At 65.9% G+C, this 15,566-nt stretch carries 14 protein-coding genes; 11 read left to right on the top strand and 3 right to left on the bottom strand.

Annotation, left to right across the window (positions count from 1 at the left end; genetic code table 11):
- Positions 1 to 97 precede the first annotated feature (97 nt).
- The 7 genes from HAV22_RS23760 to HAV22_RS23730 all read left to right on the top strand — a co-directional run bounded on the left by HAV22_RS23760 (position 98) and on the right by HAV22_RS23730 (position 6,204).
- Entirely contained in the window at positions 98 to 841 is a 744-nt protein-coding gene (locus HAV22_RS23760) for a response regulator (protein WP_166862458.1), read from the top strand.
- Entirely contained in the window at positions 831 to 1,229 is a 399-nt protein-coding gene (locus HAV22_RS23755) for a P-loop NTPase family protein (protein WP_166862456.1), read from the top strand. Before HAV22_RS23760 ends, HAV22_RS23755 begins: the two co-directional genes overlap by 11 nt.
- A gap of 173 nt (positions 1,230 to 1,402) precedes the next feature.
- Positions 1,403 to 1,660 carry a BTH_I0359 family protein gene (locus HAV22_RS23750; protein WP_036235350.1) on the top strand — a complete coding sequence of 86 codons (258 nt, stop codon included), beginning with the start codon at positions 1,403 to 1,405 and terminating at the stop codon, positions 1,658 to 1,660.
- A 120-nt stretch (positions 1,661 to 1,780) separates the two neighbouring features.
- Positions 1,781 to 2,548, top strand: coding sequence for a class II glutamine amidotransferase (locus HAV22_RS23745; RefSeq protein WP_166862454.1), 768 nt, complete (start codon positions 1,781 to 1,783; stop codon positions 2,546 to 2,548).
- Between the two features lie 89 nt (positions 2,549 to 2,637).
- Entirely contained in the window at positions 2,638 to 3,918 is a 1,281-nt protein-coding gene (locus HAV22_RS23740) for an EAL and HDOD domain-containing protein (RefSeq protein WP_166862452.1), read from the top strand.
- Positions 3,919 to 3,979: 61 nt separating this feature from the next.
- Positions 3,980 to 4,921 carry an ABC transporter ATP-binding protein gene (locus HAV22_RS23735; RefSeq protein WP_166862450.1) on the top strand — a complete coding sequence of 314 codons (942 nt, stop codon included), beginning with the start codon at positions 3,980 to 3,982 and terminating at the stop codon, positions 4,919 to 4,921.
- Positions 4,922 to 4,929: 8 nt separating this feature from the next.
- On the top strand, positions 4,930 to 6,204 hold the full coding sequence (locus HAV22_RS23730; RefSeq protein ID WP_166862448.1) for an ABC transporter permease: 1,275 nt from the start codon (positions 4,930 to 4,932) through the stop codon (positions 6,202 to 6,204).
- Between the two features lie 179 nt (positions 6,205 to 6,383).
- On the opposite strand, the gene metH is transcribed toward HAV22_RS23730, so the two are convergent.
- On the bottom strand, positions 6,384 to 10,139 hold the full coding sequence (gene metH / locus HAV22_RS23725; RefSeq protein WP_166862617.1) for a methionine synthase: 3,756 nt from the start codon (positions 10,137 to 10,139) through the stop codon (positions 6,384 to 6,386).
- Between the two features lie 358 nt (positions 10,140 to 10,497).
- Between metH and HAV22_RS23720 the strand changes: the two genes are divergently transcribed.
- Positions 10,498 to 10,731: a BrnA antitoxin family protein gene (locus tag HAV22_RS23720; RefSeq protein ID WP_166862446.1), complete on the top strand. Its 234-nt coding sequence runs from the start codon at positions 10,498 to 10,500 to the stop codon at positions 10,729 to 10,731.
- A gap of 169 nt (positions 10,732 to 10,900) precedes the next feature.
- Here the strand turns inward: HAV22_RS23720 and fmt are convergent, their stop codons facing one another.
- Both fmt and def read right to left on the bottom strand, forming a co-directional pair.
- Positions 10,901 to 11,848, bottom strand: a complete 948-nt coding sequence (fmt, locus tag HAV22_RS23715) for a methionyl-tRNA formyltransferase (protein ID WP_166862615.1) — start codon at positions 11,846 to 11,848, stop codon at positions 10,901 to 10,903.
- Positions 11,848 to 12,375 (bottom strand): peptide deformylase, encoded by a 528-nt coding sequence (gene def / locus HAV22_RS23710; protein WP_166862444.1) that lies wholly within the window; start codon positions 12,373 to 12,375, stop codon positions 11,848 to 11,850. Before def ends, fmt begins: the two co-directional genes overlap by 1 nt.
- A 250-nt stretch (positions 12,376 to 12,625) precedes the next feature.
- On the opposite strand from def, the gene HAV22_RS23705 reads away from it, so the two are divergent.
- The 3 genes from HAV22_RS23705 (at position 12,626) to HAV22_RS23695 (ending at position 15,523) form a co-directional block, all read left to right on the top strand.
- Positions 12,626 to 13,738, top strand: coding sequence for a LysM peptidoglycan-binding domain-containing protein (locus tag HAV22_RS23705; RefSeq protein WP_166862441.1), 1,113 nt, complete (start codon positions 12,626 to 12,628; stop codon positions 13,736 to 13,738).
- Between the two features lie 7 nt (positions 13,739 to 13,745).
- Complete coding sequence (gene dprA, locus HAV22_RS23700) at positions 13,746 to 14,936, top strand: DNA-processing protein DprA (RefSeq protein ID WP_166862439.1); 1,191 nt, start codon at positions 13,746 to 13,748, stop codon at positions 14,934 to 14,936.
- A 122-nt stretch (positions 14,937 to 15,058) separates the two neighbouring features.
- Positions 15,059 to 15,523 (top strand): Smg family protein, encoded by a 465-nt coding sequence (locus tag HAV22_RS23695; RefSeq protein ID WP_166862437.1) that lies wholly within the window; start codon positions 15,059 to 15,061, stop codon positions 15,521 to 15,523.
- Positions 15,524 to 15,566 lie beyond the last annotated feature (43 nt).

Below are 15,566 nucleotides of genomic sequence, written 5' to 3'. Positions count from 1 at the left end.
AGAATCTTGGCTGTAGGGGAGCCGGTTACATGCACCAGGCGACGTGCGGTTTCCGGCATTCTCCGTAGAGAGAGTCATAATAAAAGGCATAACAAAGATGGCGAACATACTCGTAGTTGACGATGAAATGGGCATCCGCGAGCTGCTCTCGGAAATCCTTGGCGACGAGGGGCACGCGGTCCAGCTTGCGGAAAATGCCCTGCAGGCCCGGCAGGCACGCCAGCAGGGCACGCCCGATCTGGTGCTGCTCGACATCTGGATGCCCGATACGGACGGCGTCACGCTGCTCAAGGAATGGCAGCGCGACGGCCTGCTGACGATGCCGGTCATCATGATGTCCGGCCACGCCACCATCGACACCGCCGTCGAGGCGACCCGCATCGGCGCGCTGAACTTCCTCGAAAAACCGATCGCCCTGCAAAAGCTGCTGAAAGCCGTGCAGCAGGGCCTGCAGCGCGGCCAGGATGTGGCGCGTACCCCGGCCATCGCGCCGCGTCCGATGGTGTCCGCCGCGTCCGTCTCGGCACCCATGCCGGAGCCGAGCGCGCAGGCGCAGCCCATGTACGCACCCCAGCCGCCGCAAGGCAGCGCCATCGGCATCGCCCGTCCCGTCAGCAATGGCGAGGCGCATGCGCACGGCTATACGCTGTCGTTCGACCTGCCGCTGCGCGAGGCGCGCGATGCGTTCGAGCGTATGTACTTCGAACACCACCTGGGCCGCGAAGGCGGCTCGATGACGCGCGTGGCCGAAAAGACGGGCCTGGAGCGTACCCACCTGTACCGCAAGCTCAAGCAGCTCGGCGTCGAACCGGGCAAGCTGGGCAAGAAGAGTGCGCAGTAACCCGGACGGTACGGCGGACGATACCCGTACTGTCCTCACCCTCGTCACGGGCGCCAGCGCCCGCGCGCGCGAAGCGGCGATCGCCGCCAGCCTTTCCGATCTGCACGAAGACGGCGAGCAGGCCATCATCCTCGAAGGCCTCGCGTCCGGCACCTCCCCCCTGGATGACCTGCCCACCGGCCAAGCCGTTGCGCGGATCGCGCCCGGTTGCCTGTGCTGCACCGGCAATCTCGTTTTGCGTGTAACATTGAATCGCCTGCTCCGTCGACGCCCAAGCCGCATCTTCATCGGTGTCGCCGACAGCGAGCATCTTGATCAGTTGCGATCGTGGTTGCACTCCGAGCCATACGATCAGCTGTTACGGCTGACTTCCGACCTGAACGCCTGAATCTTCCGCAGCTCGTCGATGAAATCGTAACAAGTTGTAGAGGTTCTTGAATTCGGTTCCAGTGGCCCCACCTCTTCATCGTAATGGAAGAAAAGTGGAAAAGGTCGTGCGAAATTCGTCGTCCGCCGCCGGGCGACAACCTTGCACCCATCTGATCGAGTGAAGGAGTCATCATGAACATGATCTATAACAGCGAGCAGTACAGCGTTGTCGAATTTGGCGTCGATCACAACCTCGAGGCACTGCGCTTCGGCGGCTACGAGATCGTCGACAAGTCCGGCCGGCGCGAAGCTTTCATCGGCGGCAAACTGGCGCAAGCGTTCCGGCGTGATGTCAACAACCTGATCGCGAGCGAACCGACCATGGAGGAAATCGACGATTTCCTGGGTTCGTACGACACCCTCATGAGCCAGCCGGTCGTCCTGCACTGAAGTCCTCCGGCCGGGCATCCTGCGCCGGCCATCGCCCCTGCGTGACGCAGCCCCTTTCCCGGCCGGCGACGCAGGCGCCTCTTCATCCCCGTCACTCCGATCGCATGGTAAGCTTGACCCATGTGTCAGCTTCTTGCCATGAATTGCAATGTCCCCACCGACATTGTTTTTAGTTTTACCGGCTTCGCCCATCGTGGCGGACGCACGGACACGCACCACGACGGCTGGGGCATCGCCTTCTTCGAGGGCGCCGGCGTGCGCCATTTCGTCGACCACCAGGCCGCCATCGCGTCGCCGATCGCGGAGCTGATCAAGCATTACCCGATCAAGTCGCTGAACGTCATCGCCCACATCCGCAAGGCGACGCAAGGGCAGGTGGCGCTGGAGAACTGCCATCCGTTCGTGCGCGAGATGTGGGGCCGCTATTGGGTGTTCGCCCACAACGGCGACCTCAAGGGCTTCGACCCCGTCCTCGACGGCCCGTACCGTCCGGTGGGCAATACCGACAGCGAACGGGCCTTCTGCTTCCTGCTGCAGCAATTGCGCGACCGCTTCGGCGACATATCGCCGGCGCTGCCCGTGCTGCGCGCCGCGATCGCCGACCTCGTCGCCGTCATCGCCCGCCACGGCACGTTCAACATGATGCTGTCCGATGGCACGGCGCTGTTCGCGCACTGCTCGACAAAGCTGTGCTACGTCGTGCGCAAATACCCGTTCGCGGCCGCCTGTCTGGCCGACGAAGACCTGTCTGTCGACTTTTCCCAGGTGACGACGCCGAACGACCGCGTCGCCATCATCGTCACAACCCCGCTGACGACCAACGAAACGTGGACCGATTTCGCGCCCGGCGAACTGAAGGTGTTCGTCGACGGCCTGCCGCAGTCGTGACAAGTTTTTTACAAGAAATCATTTTCATATAGTCACCACGCGGCGGAATGCGTTAAAGTAGTTACGTTCCATTGCTACAAGAGTCCGTGATGACCGATACCGCCGCGAGCCTGGACCACGCGAACTACCCCTTGCGCGTGCGTGACTTCTATCTGGGGCGCCAGCCTGTGCTCGACCGCAACCAGGCGCTGTACGGTTACGAACTCCTATTCCGCAGTGCGCGCCAGGGCGAGGCCGACGAGACCGGTTTGTCGGCGACAGCCGCCGTCATCGCCCACGCGGCCCAGCTGGGGCTTGCGCGCGCGATCGGCGACGCGGCCTGCTTCCTGAACGTCGACGCCGAAGTCCTCGGCAGCGACATCTTCGCCTTCCTGCCGCGCGAGCGCACGGTGCTGGAAATCGTCGCGTCCGTCGTGCCGGACGACGCGCTGCTCGCGCGCATGCGCGAACTGGCGGGCCACGGCTTCCGCTTCGCGCTGGACGGCATCGAAGGCGACAGCCTGCGCCTGCAGCGCCTGTTGCCGCTCGCCGGCCTCGTCAAGCTGGACCTGCGCAGCGTGCCGCAGCAGCAGCTGCCGAACCTCGTGCGGCGCCTGCATGCGATGGAAAAAACCGTGGTCGCGGAAAAGGTCGAGACGCGCGACGCGTACCAGGCCGCGATGGACCTCGGTTTCGATTACTTCCAGGGCTTTTATTTCGCGCGTCCGGCCGTGCTGGGCGGCCGCAAGCTGTCGCCGTCGCAGCTCGCCGTCGTCGAGCTGATGAACCTCGTGATGTCGGACGCCGACAATGCCGTCATCGAAAAGACCGTCAAGCGCGACGTGACCTTGGCGCTGAACCTCCTGCGCCTCGTGAACACGCCCGCCGTCGGTGCCGCGCAGCGCATCGATTCCGTCAGCCAGGCACTGCTCGTGCTGGGCCGGCGCCAGTTGCAGCGCTGGCTGCAGATCATGCTGTACGCGGAGCCGGCCACGCGCGGCCACAACCAGACCCCGCTACTGATGCTCGCGACGACCCGCGGCCGCCTGATGGAGCTGCTCGCACAGCGCCTGCGCCCCGGCCAGCGCGCGGTGGCGGACATCGGCTTCACGGTCGGCATCATGTCGCTGATGGACGTCCTGTTCGGCATCCCGATGACCGACATCGTCGACCAGATCCCCGTGAGCGACGACGTGCGCGAAGCTCTCGTCGGCCGCACCGGCTTTTTCGGCGAGCTGCTCAAGCTGTCCGAGAGCATCGAGCAGGCCGACGAGGACACGGAACTCGTGCTGCCCACGCTGAAGGAATTGCAGATCTCCGGCGACGACATGATCGAGCTCGAGATGTCGGCGTTCCAGTGGAGCGACAGCGTAGTCCGCTACGCCATCTGAAGTCTTCCGCCGCGTGCGCCCGCACGCGGTTTTCCAACCCAATGCGATCAATGGGAGTCCCATGTCGAACGTGTTGTTGCGCGTTGAAGGTCTCGTGAAATCGTACGGCGCCCGCCGTGCCGTGGACGGGGTGTCGTTCCAGGTGAGGACAGGCCAGACGGTCGGCCTGCTCGGGCCGAACGGCGCCGGCAAGTCGACCACCGTCTCCATGCTGTGCGGGCTACTGAGGCCCGATGCGGGGCAGGTGCTGCTGGACGGCCAGCCCGTCACGACGGGCGCCGCCGGGGTCAAGCGCCGCATCGGCCTCGTCCCGCAGGATCTCGCGCTGTACGAAGACCTGGCGGCGCGCGAGAACCTGAAGCTGTTCGGTGCCCTGTATGGCCTCAAGGGCAAGGCGCTCGACGACCGTATCGACAGTGTGCTGGGCCTCGTGGGCCTGTCCGACCGCGCGCGCGACAAGCCGGCCACGTTCTCCGGCGGGATGAAGCGCCGCCTGAACATCGCGGCCGCGCTGCTGCACGACCCGGACCTGTTGATCCTCGACGAGCCGACGGTCGGTGTCGACCCGCAAAGCCGCAACGCGATCTTCGACACCCTGGAAGCGCTGCAGGCGCAAGGCCGTGCGCTGATCTACACGAGCCACTACATGGAAGAGGTGGAGCGCCTCGCCGACCACATCGTCATCATCGACCACGGCAAGGTGCTCGCGGACGACAGCCCGGCCGCGCTGCATCGCAAGCTCGCGTCGAAGGCGCTGCTGCGCGTGGAGCTGGCGGAACCGGCGGGTAGCCAGCTGCTCGACGCGCTGCGCACGCAGGCCGGCGTGACGGCCCTCGCGAGCGAGGGCAACGCGCTCGACATCGGCCTCACCGACAACGCCGACGCCGTGCCGCTGCTCGGCTGGCTGCAAGGGCAGGGCCAGCGCGCCGTGCACTTCGCCACCGCGCGCGCCAGCCTCGAAGACATCTTCCTCGACCTCACCGGACGCTCGCTGCGCGACTGAGACCCGCCATGACCGCCTTTTTCGCCCTCGTCCGCAAGGACCTCATCCTGTATTTCTCCGACAAGCGCGCGCTGCTGATGCACCTCGTGCTGCCCATCGTGATCGCCGCGTTCTTCGGTTCCGTGTTCGGCGGCGGCAGCGCGAAAGGCGGCGGGATCGACGTGGCCCTCGTCCAGCAGGACACGAGCGGCGCCGGCAACCGCATCGCGGCGGGCCTCAAGGCCGACCCGAACCTGCACGTGACGCCGATGGACCTCGCGCAGGCGCGCGACGCCGTGCGCAAGGGCAGCCAGGCCATCGCCATCGTGCTGCCGGCCGGCTTCGCCGAAGCGGCCGGCACCGCCATGTTCTCGAACGAAGAGAAGCCCGCGATCCCGCTGCTGTACGACCCGTCGCAGCCCGCCGTGCTGGCGATGGTGAAGGGCATGCTGACGCAGCAGGTGATGCAGGTCGTGAGCGCGGAGATGTTCGGCGGCCCGATGGGCAAGAAGCTCACGGAGCGCGGCCTGCAGCAACTCGACGCGAACAACGTGCAGGACCCGGCGCTGCGCGACATGCTCGTCGCCGTGCGCAAGTACGAGTCGCAGCCGCGCACGGAAGGCACGGACGGCGCCGCACCGCGCGGGCTGGCGATGCCGTTCACGACGCATGACGAGGGCCTGACGAGCGGCCCGGTGGCCCAGGGCTACAACCCGTACGCGCACTCGTTCTCGGGCATGGGTGTGCAGTTCATCCTGTTCATGGGCGTGAACATGGGCATCGGCATGCTGCTGGCGCGCCGCAGCGGCGTGTGGGACCGCCTGCTCGCGGCGCCCGTCACGCTGACGCAAGTGGTGCTGGCGCGCGGCGTCTCGGCGGCCATCATCGCGTTCGGCCTCTTGTGCGCGATCTTCGTCGTGGCGGCGCTGGCGTTCCACGTGCAGATCTCGAGCCTGCCGGGCTTCCTCGGCGTGGCGCTCGGGTTCGGCGCACTGACGGCCGCGTTCGGCCTGCTCGTCGCCGCGTTCGGCAAGACGCCGGAAGCGGCGCGCGGCATCGCGATGTTCGCCACGTTGATCATGGTGATGCTGGGCGGCGCCTGGGTGCCGTCGTTCATGTTCCCGGCGTGGGTGCAGCAGCTGACGATGGTCGTGCCGACGCGCTGGGCCATCGCGGGCCTGGATGCCGTGACGTGGCGCGGCCTGGATGCGGCGGCGGCCGCGCCGGCCGTCGCGGTGCTGTTGGGGTTTGCGCTGCTGTTCATCGTCGCCGCCCTGTGGCGGTTCAAGCGCGAGCAGGCGTGATGCATGGTGGGCGGAGGCCGCCCACCCTACGGCATCGTGACAATCATAGGGTGTGCACCCGTGCCCACGCGGTGTCACATGGGACCGCATATAACCGTAGGGTGGGCACCCCGTGCCCACCAGACAGTTGATCAGCCGCGTAGCCGTAGGTGCGCACTCCGTGCTCACCAGTCGCTCGATCAGAGGTTTGGCGCCAGGTACCGTTCCACCTCGTCCTTCGGCAGGCCGCGCCGCTTGGCCATGTCGTCGAGCTGGTCCTGGCCGATCTTGCCGACCACGAAATACTTCGATTCCGGGTGCGAGAAGTAAAAGCCCGACACCGCGGCGCCCGGGTACATCGCGAACGATTCCGTCAGCTGCATCCCGATCTCGTCGGCCTGCAAAACCTTGAACAGGTCGGCCTTGACCGTGTGCTCGGGGCAGGCCGGATAGCCCGGCGCCGGGCGGATGCCGACGTATTCTTCCTTGATCAGCGCCTCGTTCGACAGGGACTCCCCCGCGACATAGCCCCACAGGTCCGTGCGCACGCGCTCGTGCATGTACTCGGCGAACGCTTCGGCCAGGCGGTCGGCCAGGGCCTTCACCATGATCGACGAATAGTCGTCGCCGGCGGCCTCGAAGCGCTTCTCGATCTTCTCGGCGCCGATGCCGGCCGTGACGGCGAACAGGCCGATGTAGTCGGCGATGCCGGACGATTTCGGCGCGATGAAGTCGGCCAGGCACTGATTCGGACGCTGCACGCCGTCGACGATGGGCTTCACGCCTTGCTGGCGCAGGCCGTAATACGTGAAGGCGACTTCACTGCGCGTGTCGTCCGTGTAGATCTCGATGTCGTCGTCGTTCACGCTGTTCGCGGGGAGCAGGGCGATGGCGCCGTTTGCCGTCAGCCAGCGGCCGTCGATGATCTTCTTCAGCATCGCCTGGCCTTCCTCGAACACCTTCGTCGCCGCTTCTCCGACCACCTCGTCCGTCAGGATCGCGGGATACGGACCGGCCAGGTCCCACGTCTGGAAGAACGGACTCCAGTCGATGTAGCGGGCGAGCGTCGCCAGGTCGACGTTCTTGAAGACGCGGCGGCCGACGAATTTCGGCTTCGTCGGCGCGAACGCCAGCTGCGCCTTGTTGGCGCGGGCCTGCTCCAGGCTCACCATCGGCAACGCCTTCTTGTTCGCGTGCTGTTCGCGGATGCGCACGTAGTCCTCGGCGATCTCGGCGACGTAGCCGTCGCGGGTCTCCGCCGTTACTAGCGACTGGCCCACCGACACGGAACGCGACGCGTCCGGCACGTACACGACCGGGCCTTCGTAATGCGGCGCGATCTTGACGGCCGTGTGCGCGCGGCTCGTCGTTGCGCCGCCGATCAACAGGGGAATGCGGCGCTCGCGGAACCACGGATCGCGCTGCATCTCGCGCGCGACGTGGGCCATCTCTTCGAGCGACGGCGTGATCAGGCCCGAGAGGCCGATGATGTCCGCGTTCTCTTCCTTCGCCTTCGCGAGGATCTCGGACGCGGGCACCATCACGCCCATGTTGACGATCTCGAAGTTATTACACTGCAGGACCACGGAGACGATGTTCTTGCCGATGTCGTGCACGTCGCCCTTCACGGTGGCGATCACCATCTTGCCCTTCGGTTTCGCGACGATGCCCGTGCGCGCTTCCTCGGCCGCCTTTTCTTCCTCGATGAACGGGATCAGGTGGGCCACGGCCTGCTTCATCACGCGCGCCGATTTCACCACCTGCGGCAGGAACATCTTGCCCTGGCCGAACAGGTCGCCGACGACGTTCATGCCGTCCATCAGCGGGCCCTCGATCACCTGGATCGGACGGCCGCCTTCGGCTGCGATCCCAGCGCGCGCTTCTTCCGTGTCCTCGACGATCCACTGCGTGATGCCGTGCACGAGCGCATGCGACAAGCGCTTGCCGACCGGCGCGTTACGCCACTCGAGGTTCTGTTCCTGCTTGGCGCCGCCGGCCTTCAACGTGCCGGCGAATTCGATCATGCGCTCGGTGGCGTCGGCGCGGCGGTTCAGCACGACGTCTTCCACGCGCTCGCGCAGCTCGGCATCGAGGTCGTCGTACACGCCGACCATGCCCGCATTGACGATACCCATCGTCATGCCGGCCTTGATGGCGTGGTACAGGAACACGGTGTGGATCGCTTCACGCGCGGGGTCGTTGCCGCGGAACGAGAACGACACGTTCGACACGCCGCCCGACACCTTCGCGTACGGCAGGTGCTCGCGGATCCAGCGCGTCGCGTTGATGAAGTCGACGGCGTAGTTGTCGTGCTCCTCGATGCCCGTGGCGATCGCGAAGATGTTCGGGTCGAAGATGATGTCTTCCGGCGGGAAGCCGACCTTCTGCACCAGGGTGTCGTACGCGCGCTTGCAGATCTCGATCTTGCGCTCGAACGTGTCGGCCTGGCCCTTCTCGTCGAACGCCATCACGATCACGGCCGCGCCGTAGCGGCGGCACAGCGTGGCCTGGCGCAGGAACTCCTCTTCGCCTTCCTTCATCGAGATCGAGTTGACGATCGCCTTGCCCTGCACGCACTTCAGGCCCGCTTCGATCACGGACCACTTCGACGAGTCGATCATGATCGGCACGCGCGAGATGTCGGGTTCGGACGCGATCAGGTTCAGGAAGCGCGTCATCGCGGCCTGGGAATCGAGCATCGCCTCGTCCATGTTGATGTCGATGACTTGCGCGCCGTTCTCGACCTGCTGGCGCGCGACGGACAGCGCCTCGTCGAACTGCTCGTTCAGGATCATGCGCGCGAACGCTTTCGAGCCCGTGACGTTGGTGCGCTCGCCGACGTTGACGAACAGCGACGTGTCGTCGACGACGAACGGCTCCAGCCCGGACAGGCGCAGCGCGACGGGGATCTCCGGCACGGTGCGGGGAGGGCAATCCTTCAGCAGGTCGCCGATGGCCTGGATGTGTTCCGGCGTCGTGCCGCAGCAGCCGCCGGCAATGTTGACGAAGCCGGCGTCGGCGAATTCGCGCAGCAGGGCGGACGTGTCGGACGGCAGTTCGTCGAAACCCGTGTCGCTCATCGGGTTGGGCAAGCCGGCGTTCGGGTAGATGCAGACGAACGTGTCGGCGATCTGCGACAGTTCCTCGGCGTACGGACGCATCAGGGCGGCGCCCAGCGCGCAGTTCAGGCCGATCGTCAGCGGCTTCGCATGGCGCACGGAATTCCAGAATGCCGGCACGGTCTGGCCGGACAGGATGCGGCCCGATGCGTCGGTGACCGTACCGGAGATCATCAGCGGCAGGCGCGTCGTCTCCGGATGCTCGGTGAAATACTGGTCGATGGCGAACAGCGCGGCCTTGCAGTTCAGGGTGTCGAAGATCGTCTCGACGAGAATCAGGTCGATACCGCCCTCGACGAGCGCGTCGACCTGTTCGTAATAGGCGGTGACCAGTTGGTCGAACGTCACGTTGCGCGCGGCCGGGTCGTTGACGTCCGGCGAAATGGATGCCGTCTTCGGCGTCGGGCCGAGGGCGCCGGCGGCGTAGCGCGGCTTGTCCGGCGTCGAATACTTGACGCAGGCGGCGCGCGCGAGCTTCGCGGCCTGCACGTTCATCTCGCGCACGAGGTGCGCCATGTGGTAGTCGTCCTGCGCGACGCTGGTGGCGCCGAACGTGTTAGTTTCGATGATGTCGGCGCCGGCGGCCAGGTAGCGCTCGTGGATTTCCTGGATGATCTGCGGCTGCGTCAGGTTCAGCAACTCGTTGTTGCCCTTGACGAACAGCTCACGGGCGCCGCTGTCGGCGGGGGCCGTGAAATCGATGAAGCGCCCGGCGGGGCCGCCGCGATACGCCTGTTCGTCCAGTTTATATTGTTGGATGATCGTGCCCATCGCGCCGTCCAGGATCAGGATCCGGCGGGCGAGGGCTTCGCGCAGCTGGGCTTCGACGGGGGACATGGGGTGGGCGGCGGTGATCATCGTTGGCTTCCTGAGGTCTGCTGGAAAATAAATGAAGCGGAAATATGAGGCGGGTCTGTGATTATACCGTTACTGGCCGAGTTTGTTCCCGGTGCGGCCGAAGGGTCACGGTTCGCTCAAAACCGGACGTCGATGTAAAGACGTTTGTAACGTACTGTATCAAACGCGACATTGTTACACTGTGATACAAATTGCCGCATATTAGCAATTTCCCGGATACATACAGGGACGACAATTAACTTCATGGAACCGCCGTTGGCGCGGTTTCAGGATAAATCCTTGTCCAATCAACGGAATGCGCGGACCGTCGCTCCGCCGCCAAAATGGGAAGATTGCAATGAACAAAGAATACGTAGCCGAGTGGGACCAGCCAGCCGCCCGCACCGAAGACACCGCTGCGGCCAAGTCGCACGCCGCCGCCGGCGTGAAGCAGATCGTCACGATCCGTCTCGACGTCGACATGCTGGAATGGTTCAAATCGGCCGGTCCGGGCTACCAGACCCGCATCAACCAGGTCCTGCGCGAATATATGGAAGCGAATCGCGTGCGTGCTCAAGGCGAGCAGCACTGATCTCTTGCATGACGATGGCCGGGGCACAGCGCCCCGTGGGCCCGATGGCCTGAGACCCGTACGGGATGCCATCAGAGACAAAGGTCTCGATTAATTGATACGGAAAACAGAAGGGCATCACCCGGCGCACGCCGGCTGATGCCCTTCTTTATTATGTTGACGCCGTCGGTTACGCGAACGCGAGACCGTCGAACGAAAACCCTTTCAGGAACTCGGCCGCCGCCAGGCGCTTGCCGCCCGGCTTTTGCAATTCCGTCAGGCGGAGCGCGCCGGCGCCGCACGCGACGACGATGCCCTGCCCATCGGCCTGCAGCACCTGGCCCGGTTGGCCACTGCCAGCGACGGGCTGCGCCTGCCAGATCTTGACCGTCGTCGACCCCGCCTGGCCATGCGCGCCCGGGAACGGGTTGAATGCGCGGACCTTGCGCGCCAGTTCGGCGGCCGGCAAGGTCCAGTCCAGCTTCGCCTCTTCCTTGCCGATCTTGGCGGCATACGTCACGCCTTCCTCCGGCTGGGGTACGGCTTCCAGGCGGCCCTGCGCCATTTGCTGCAGCGCGTCGACGATCATGCGGCCGCCGAGGGCCGCCAGCTTGTCGTGCAGGCTGCCCGTCGTGTCCGTGTCGTCGATGGCGATGCGCTCGACGAGCAGCATCGGGCCCGTGTCCAGGCCTTCTTCCATTTCCATGATCGTCACGCCCGTCTCCGCATCGCCCGCCTCGATCGCGCGGTGGATCGGCGCGGCGCCCCGCCAGCGGGGCAGGATGGAGCCGTGGATATTGATGCAGGGCTTGATGTCGAGGGTGGAGCGGGGCAGGATCAGGCCGTACGCGGCGACGACCATGACGTCGTAGTCGGTCGCGAGCAGGCGTTCGTGCGCGGCCCGGGCTTCGCTCGCGCGCTGCGGATCCTTCGCGTCCATCCGGAGCGACAACGGTTGCAGCACGTCGATCCCGTGCGCGACGGCGACCTGTTTCACGCTTGACGCCTGCAGCTGCATGCCGCGGCCGGCCGGGCGGTCGGGCTGGGTCAGCACGAGCGGTACGCTGAATCCAGCGTCGAGCAGGGCGCGCAGCGCGACGGCCGCGAATTCCGGCGTGCCGGCAAAAACCACCTTCATCATGCGCGGCGGGCGGAGGAACGCTGCATGTCGCGCTCTTCCTTCTGCAGCTTCGTCTTGATGCGGTTGCGCTTCAGCGGCGACAGGTATTCCACGAAGACCTTGCCCATCAAGTGGTCCATCTCGTGCTGGATGCACACGGCCAGCAGGCCGTCCGCCTCGAGCTCGAACGGCTTGTTGAACTGGTCGACGGCGCGCACCTTGACGCGGGAGGGACGCTCGACGCCGTCGTAGATGCCCGGCACCGACAGGCAGCCTTCGTCGTAGACTTGCTTGTCCGGGCTGGACCAGACGATTTCCGGGTTGACGAAGACGAGCAGGTCGTCCTTGGTCTCGGTCACGTCGATGACGACGACGCGCTCGTGCACGTCGACCTGCGTGGCGGCCAGGCCCACGCCCGGTGCGTCGTACATGGTCTCGGCCATGTCCGCCACCAGCTTGTGGAGGCGGTCGCCGAATTCGGTGACCGGCTTGGCGACCTTGTGCAGGCGCGGATCGGGGTAGCGGAGGATGTTCAGTAAGGCCATGGCGATGTGTTCAAAGTCGGTCAATAATCGGTATATTGGGTTGCGCGGACATAAACGCAACACGCCGCCCCCGCTGCCGGGTGCGGTTTGTCTTGCTAGTTCAGGGATTTCTCGGCAGAATTTGATTCAGTAAGGCAACTCTTGCGACACTTCAAGATCCGCTACGCGGTCGAAGAGCCGTCTGTTTCCTGCTGTGTTGCCGGCCGAGGCGGCGTAGCACCCGTGCCGATAGGCACTTTAGGACTCTCCAATGAAAAATTTTAGCACAGGCGCCGCTCGGTCGCTCGTCATCCGCGCCGCCGCCGCCGGCGTGTTCGCCATCCTCGCCATGCCTGTCCAGGCCGCCATCGACTGCGCGTTCCGGCCGAACGCCCCGGACCAGCACGTCGTCGTCAAGGGCGATACCTTGTGGGACATTTCCGGCACCTTCTTGGAACATCCGTGGTGCTGGCCCCAGGTGTGGGGCATGAATCGCGACGAGATCCGCAATCCGCACTGGATCTATCCGGGGCAGATCGTGTATTTCGACCGCGCCCATGGCCGCCTCACCTTGAACAAGCCGGGCACGGGCGCCGATGCGGGCCAGCCGCCCCTCGTGCGCCTGTCGCCCCAGGTGCGCACGGAGGGCATGGACACCAACAATGCCGTGCCCGCCATCCCGTCGGGCGTGATCGAACCGTTCCTGACCCAGCCGCTCGTCGTCGAGCCGCAGGCGCTGGCGGCCGCGCCGCGCATCGTGGCGGCGGCCGAAGACCGGCTGTACCTGGGCGAGGGCGACCGCATCTACGTGCGCGGCGCGCTCGGCGATGTGGCGAGCTTCCAGGTCTTCCGTCCGGGCAAGGAGCTGCGTGATCCGGATACGAACCAGGTCGTCGCGCACGAAGCCACGTACGTCGGCACGGCCCGCCTCGTGAAGGCGGCAGCGCCGGGCACGGACGTCCACACGTTCGTCGTCACGCGTTCCGACAAGGAAATGGGCGTCGGCGACCGGCTGCTGCCCGTGCCGCCGGCACCCGTGCGCAACTACGTACCCCATGCGCCCGCGCGGCCGGTGGCGGCGCGCGTGATGGCGCTGCCGACGGAATCGAATTTCGCTTCGCAGAACCAGGTCGTGACTGTCAACCGGGGCACGCTTGACGGACTCGATGTCGGGTCCGTGCTGCAGCTTTATCATCTGGGGCAGACCGTGACGGACCCGGAAAGCAAAGGCTTCCTCGGGTTCGGCAAGGCCAAACTCAAGCTCCCGGACGAGCAATACGGCGACCTGTTCATCTTCCGGGTTTTCGACCACGTCGCGTACGGCCTGGTCATGCGGACGACGGGGCCGGTGCAGATCGGCGACGTCGCACGATCACCGGAGTAACTCCACCGTGCAGGACACGGCCCTCACCGCGGTACCTGCACTCCCATCGTTCCCGGCGCGGCTGGCCGCCTGGCTGCGGCTGGAGCGCTGCGCCGGCATCGGCCCGCGCACGGCGGCGGCGCTGCTCGGCGTCTTCGGCAGCCCGGACGCCGTGTTCGCCGCCGACTTCGCCGCACTGGCCGCCCACGTGAGTCCGGCCCAGGCGCGCGCGCTGCTGCAGCCGCCCGCCGACACGACGCGCCGCCTGCTGGACGCCACCCTGGCCTGGCTCGACCAACCCGGCAACGGCGTCGTCGCGCTGGGCGAGCCCGGCTATCCCGAACTGCTGTCCCACATCCCCGATCCGCCGCTGCTCCTCTATATTAGAGGCCGTGCGACGCTGCTGGCCAGACCTGGCCTCGCCATCGTCGGCAGCCGCAATGCCAGCGTGCAGGGCAGGATGAATGCGCAAGCGTTCGCGCAAAGCCTGTCCGCGGCCGGGCTCTGCATCGTGTCCGGGCTCGCGCTAGGCATCGACGCGGCGGCGCACGAGGGCGCGCTGCGCCGCGCCGGCGGCACCGTCGCCGTCGTCGGCACGGGGCCGGACGTCGTCTATCCCGCCCGCAACCGCGCCCTGGGCGAACGCATCGCCGCGGAGGGCTGCATCGTCAGCGAATATCCCATCGGCACGCCACCCGTCCCGGGCAATTTCCCCCGGCGCAACCGGATCATCAGCGGCCTCGCGGCCGGCGTGCTCGTCGTCGAGGCGGCCGCGCAGTCCGGCTCACTGATCACGGCGCGCCAGGCGGCCGAGCAGGGCCGCGACGTGTTCGCGATCCCCGGCTCGATCCACGCGGCGCTGGCCAAGGGCTGCCACGTCCTGATCCGCGAAGGCGCGAAGCTCGTCGACACGGCGCACGACGTGCTGGAAGCGCTCGCGTCGTCCCCGCTGCTGGGCGTCCCGGCGGCGTTCTTACCCGCATCAGTTATTTCCTTAACGGATATGAATAACGATAACAGTCCCACGGCGGGTGTCGGCACGCCGGCGGAGGCCGCGCTGCTCGATGTCCTCGGTCACGACCCCGTCGACATGGACGCATTGCTGGCCCGGCTCGGCTGTCCCCCAGGAGAACTCAGTGCGCAGCTGCTCGTGCTGGAGCTGGCGGGGCGCGTCGAACGGCTGCCGGGCGGGCTCGTGCAGAGAATATTCAAGCGATAATTAGGGGCAAATATGCTGGCGAACCCGATAAGGCCGATAAACAACGATGATGTTTCCGAGAGTCAGTGGAGTTCGTGACGCTCTTGTGCCGCAAGGAGCTTAGCTGCTACAGTAGCGTCACCATGTTCGACATCCTAGTCTACCTCTACGAGACGTATTACCGTCCCGATGCCTGCCCCGAGCCGGCTGCCTTGGCACGCAAGCTGTCTGCCGTCGGTTTCGACGATGTCGAAATTTCCGAGGCGTTGGACTGGCTAAATGGCTTGACGGAAATGGCCGGCACCACCAATCCCGCCCTCGAATCGAGCGGCACGCGCTTCTACATCGCCCAGGAAGTCGACACGCTCGGCACCGCGGCCGTCGGCTTCATCCAGTTCCTCGAGCTGGCCGGCCTGTTGACCGCGTCCCAGCGCGAGATCGTCATCGAACGCGCGCTCGCGCTGGACGAAGCGCCCGTCACGTTGGGCAAGCTCAAGATCATCGTCCTGATGCTCCTGTGGAGCCAGGGCAAGGAGCCGGACGCGCTGATGTTCGACGACCTCTTCGGGTCGGACGAAGAAGATGCCGCGCCGCGCCTTTTGCACTGAAACGGTGCAAAAATACATCACGAACGGGGCTGCGGCCCCGTTT

It is taken from the genome of Telluria antibiotica (assembly GCF_011682055.1).
Classification (GTDB): Bacteria; Pseudomonadota; Gammaproteobacteria; order Burkholderiales; family Burkholderiaceae_D; genus Telluria; species Telluria antibiotica.
The sequence above is the reverse complement of the archived record's forward strand: the minus strand, read 5'-3'. Positions and strand labels throughout refer to the sequence as shown.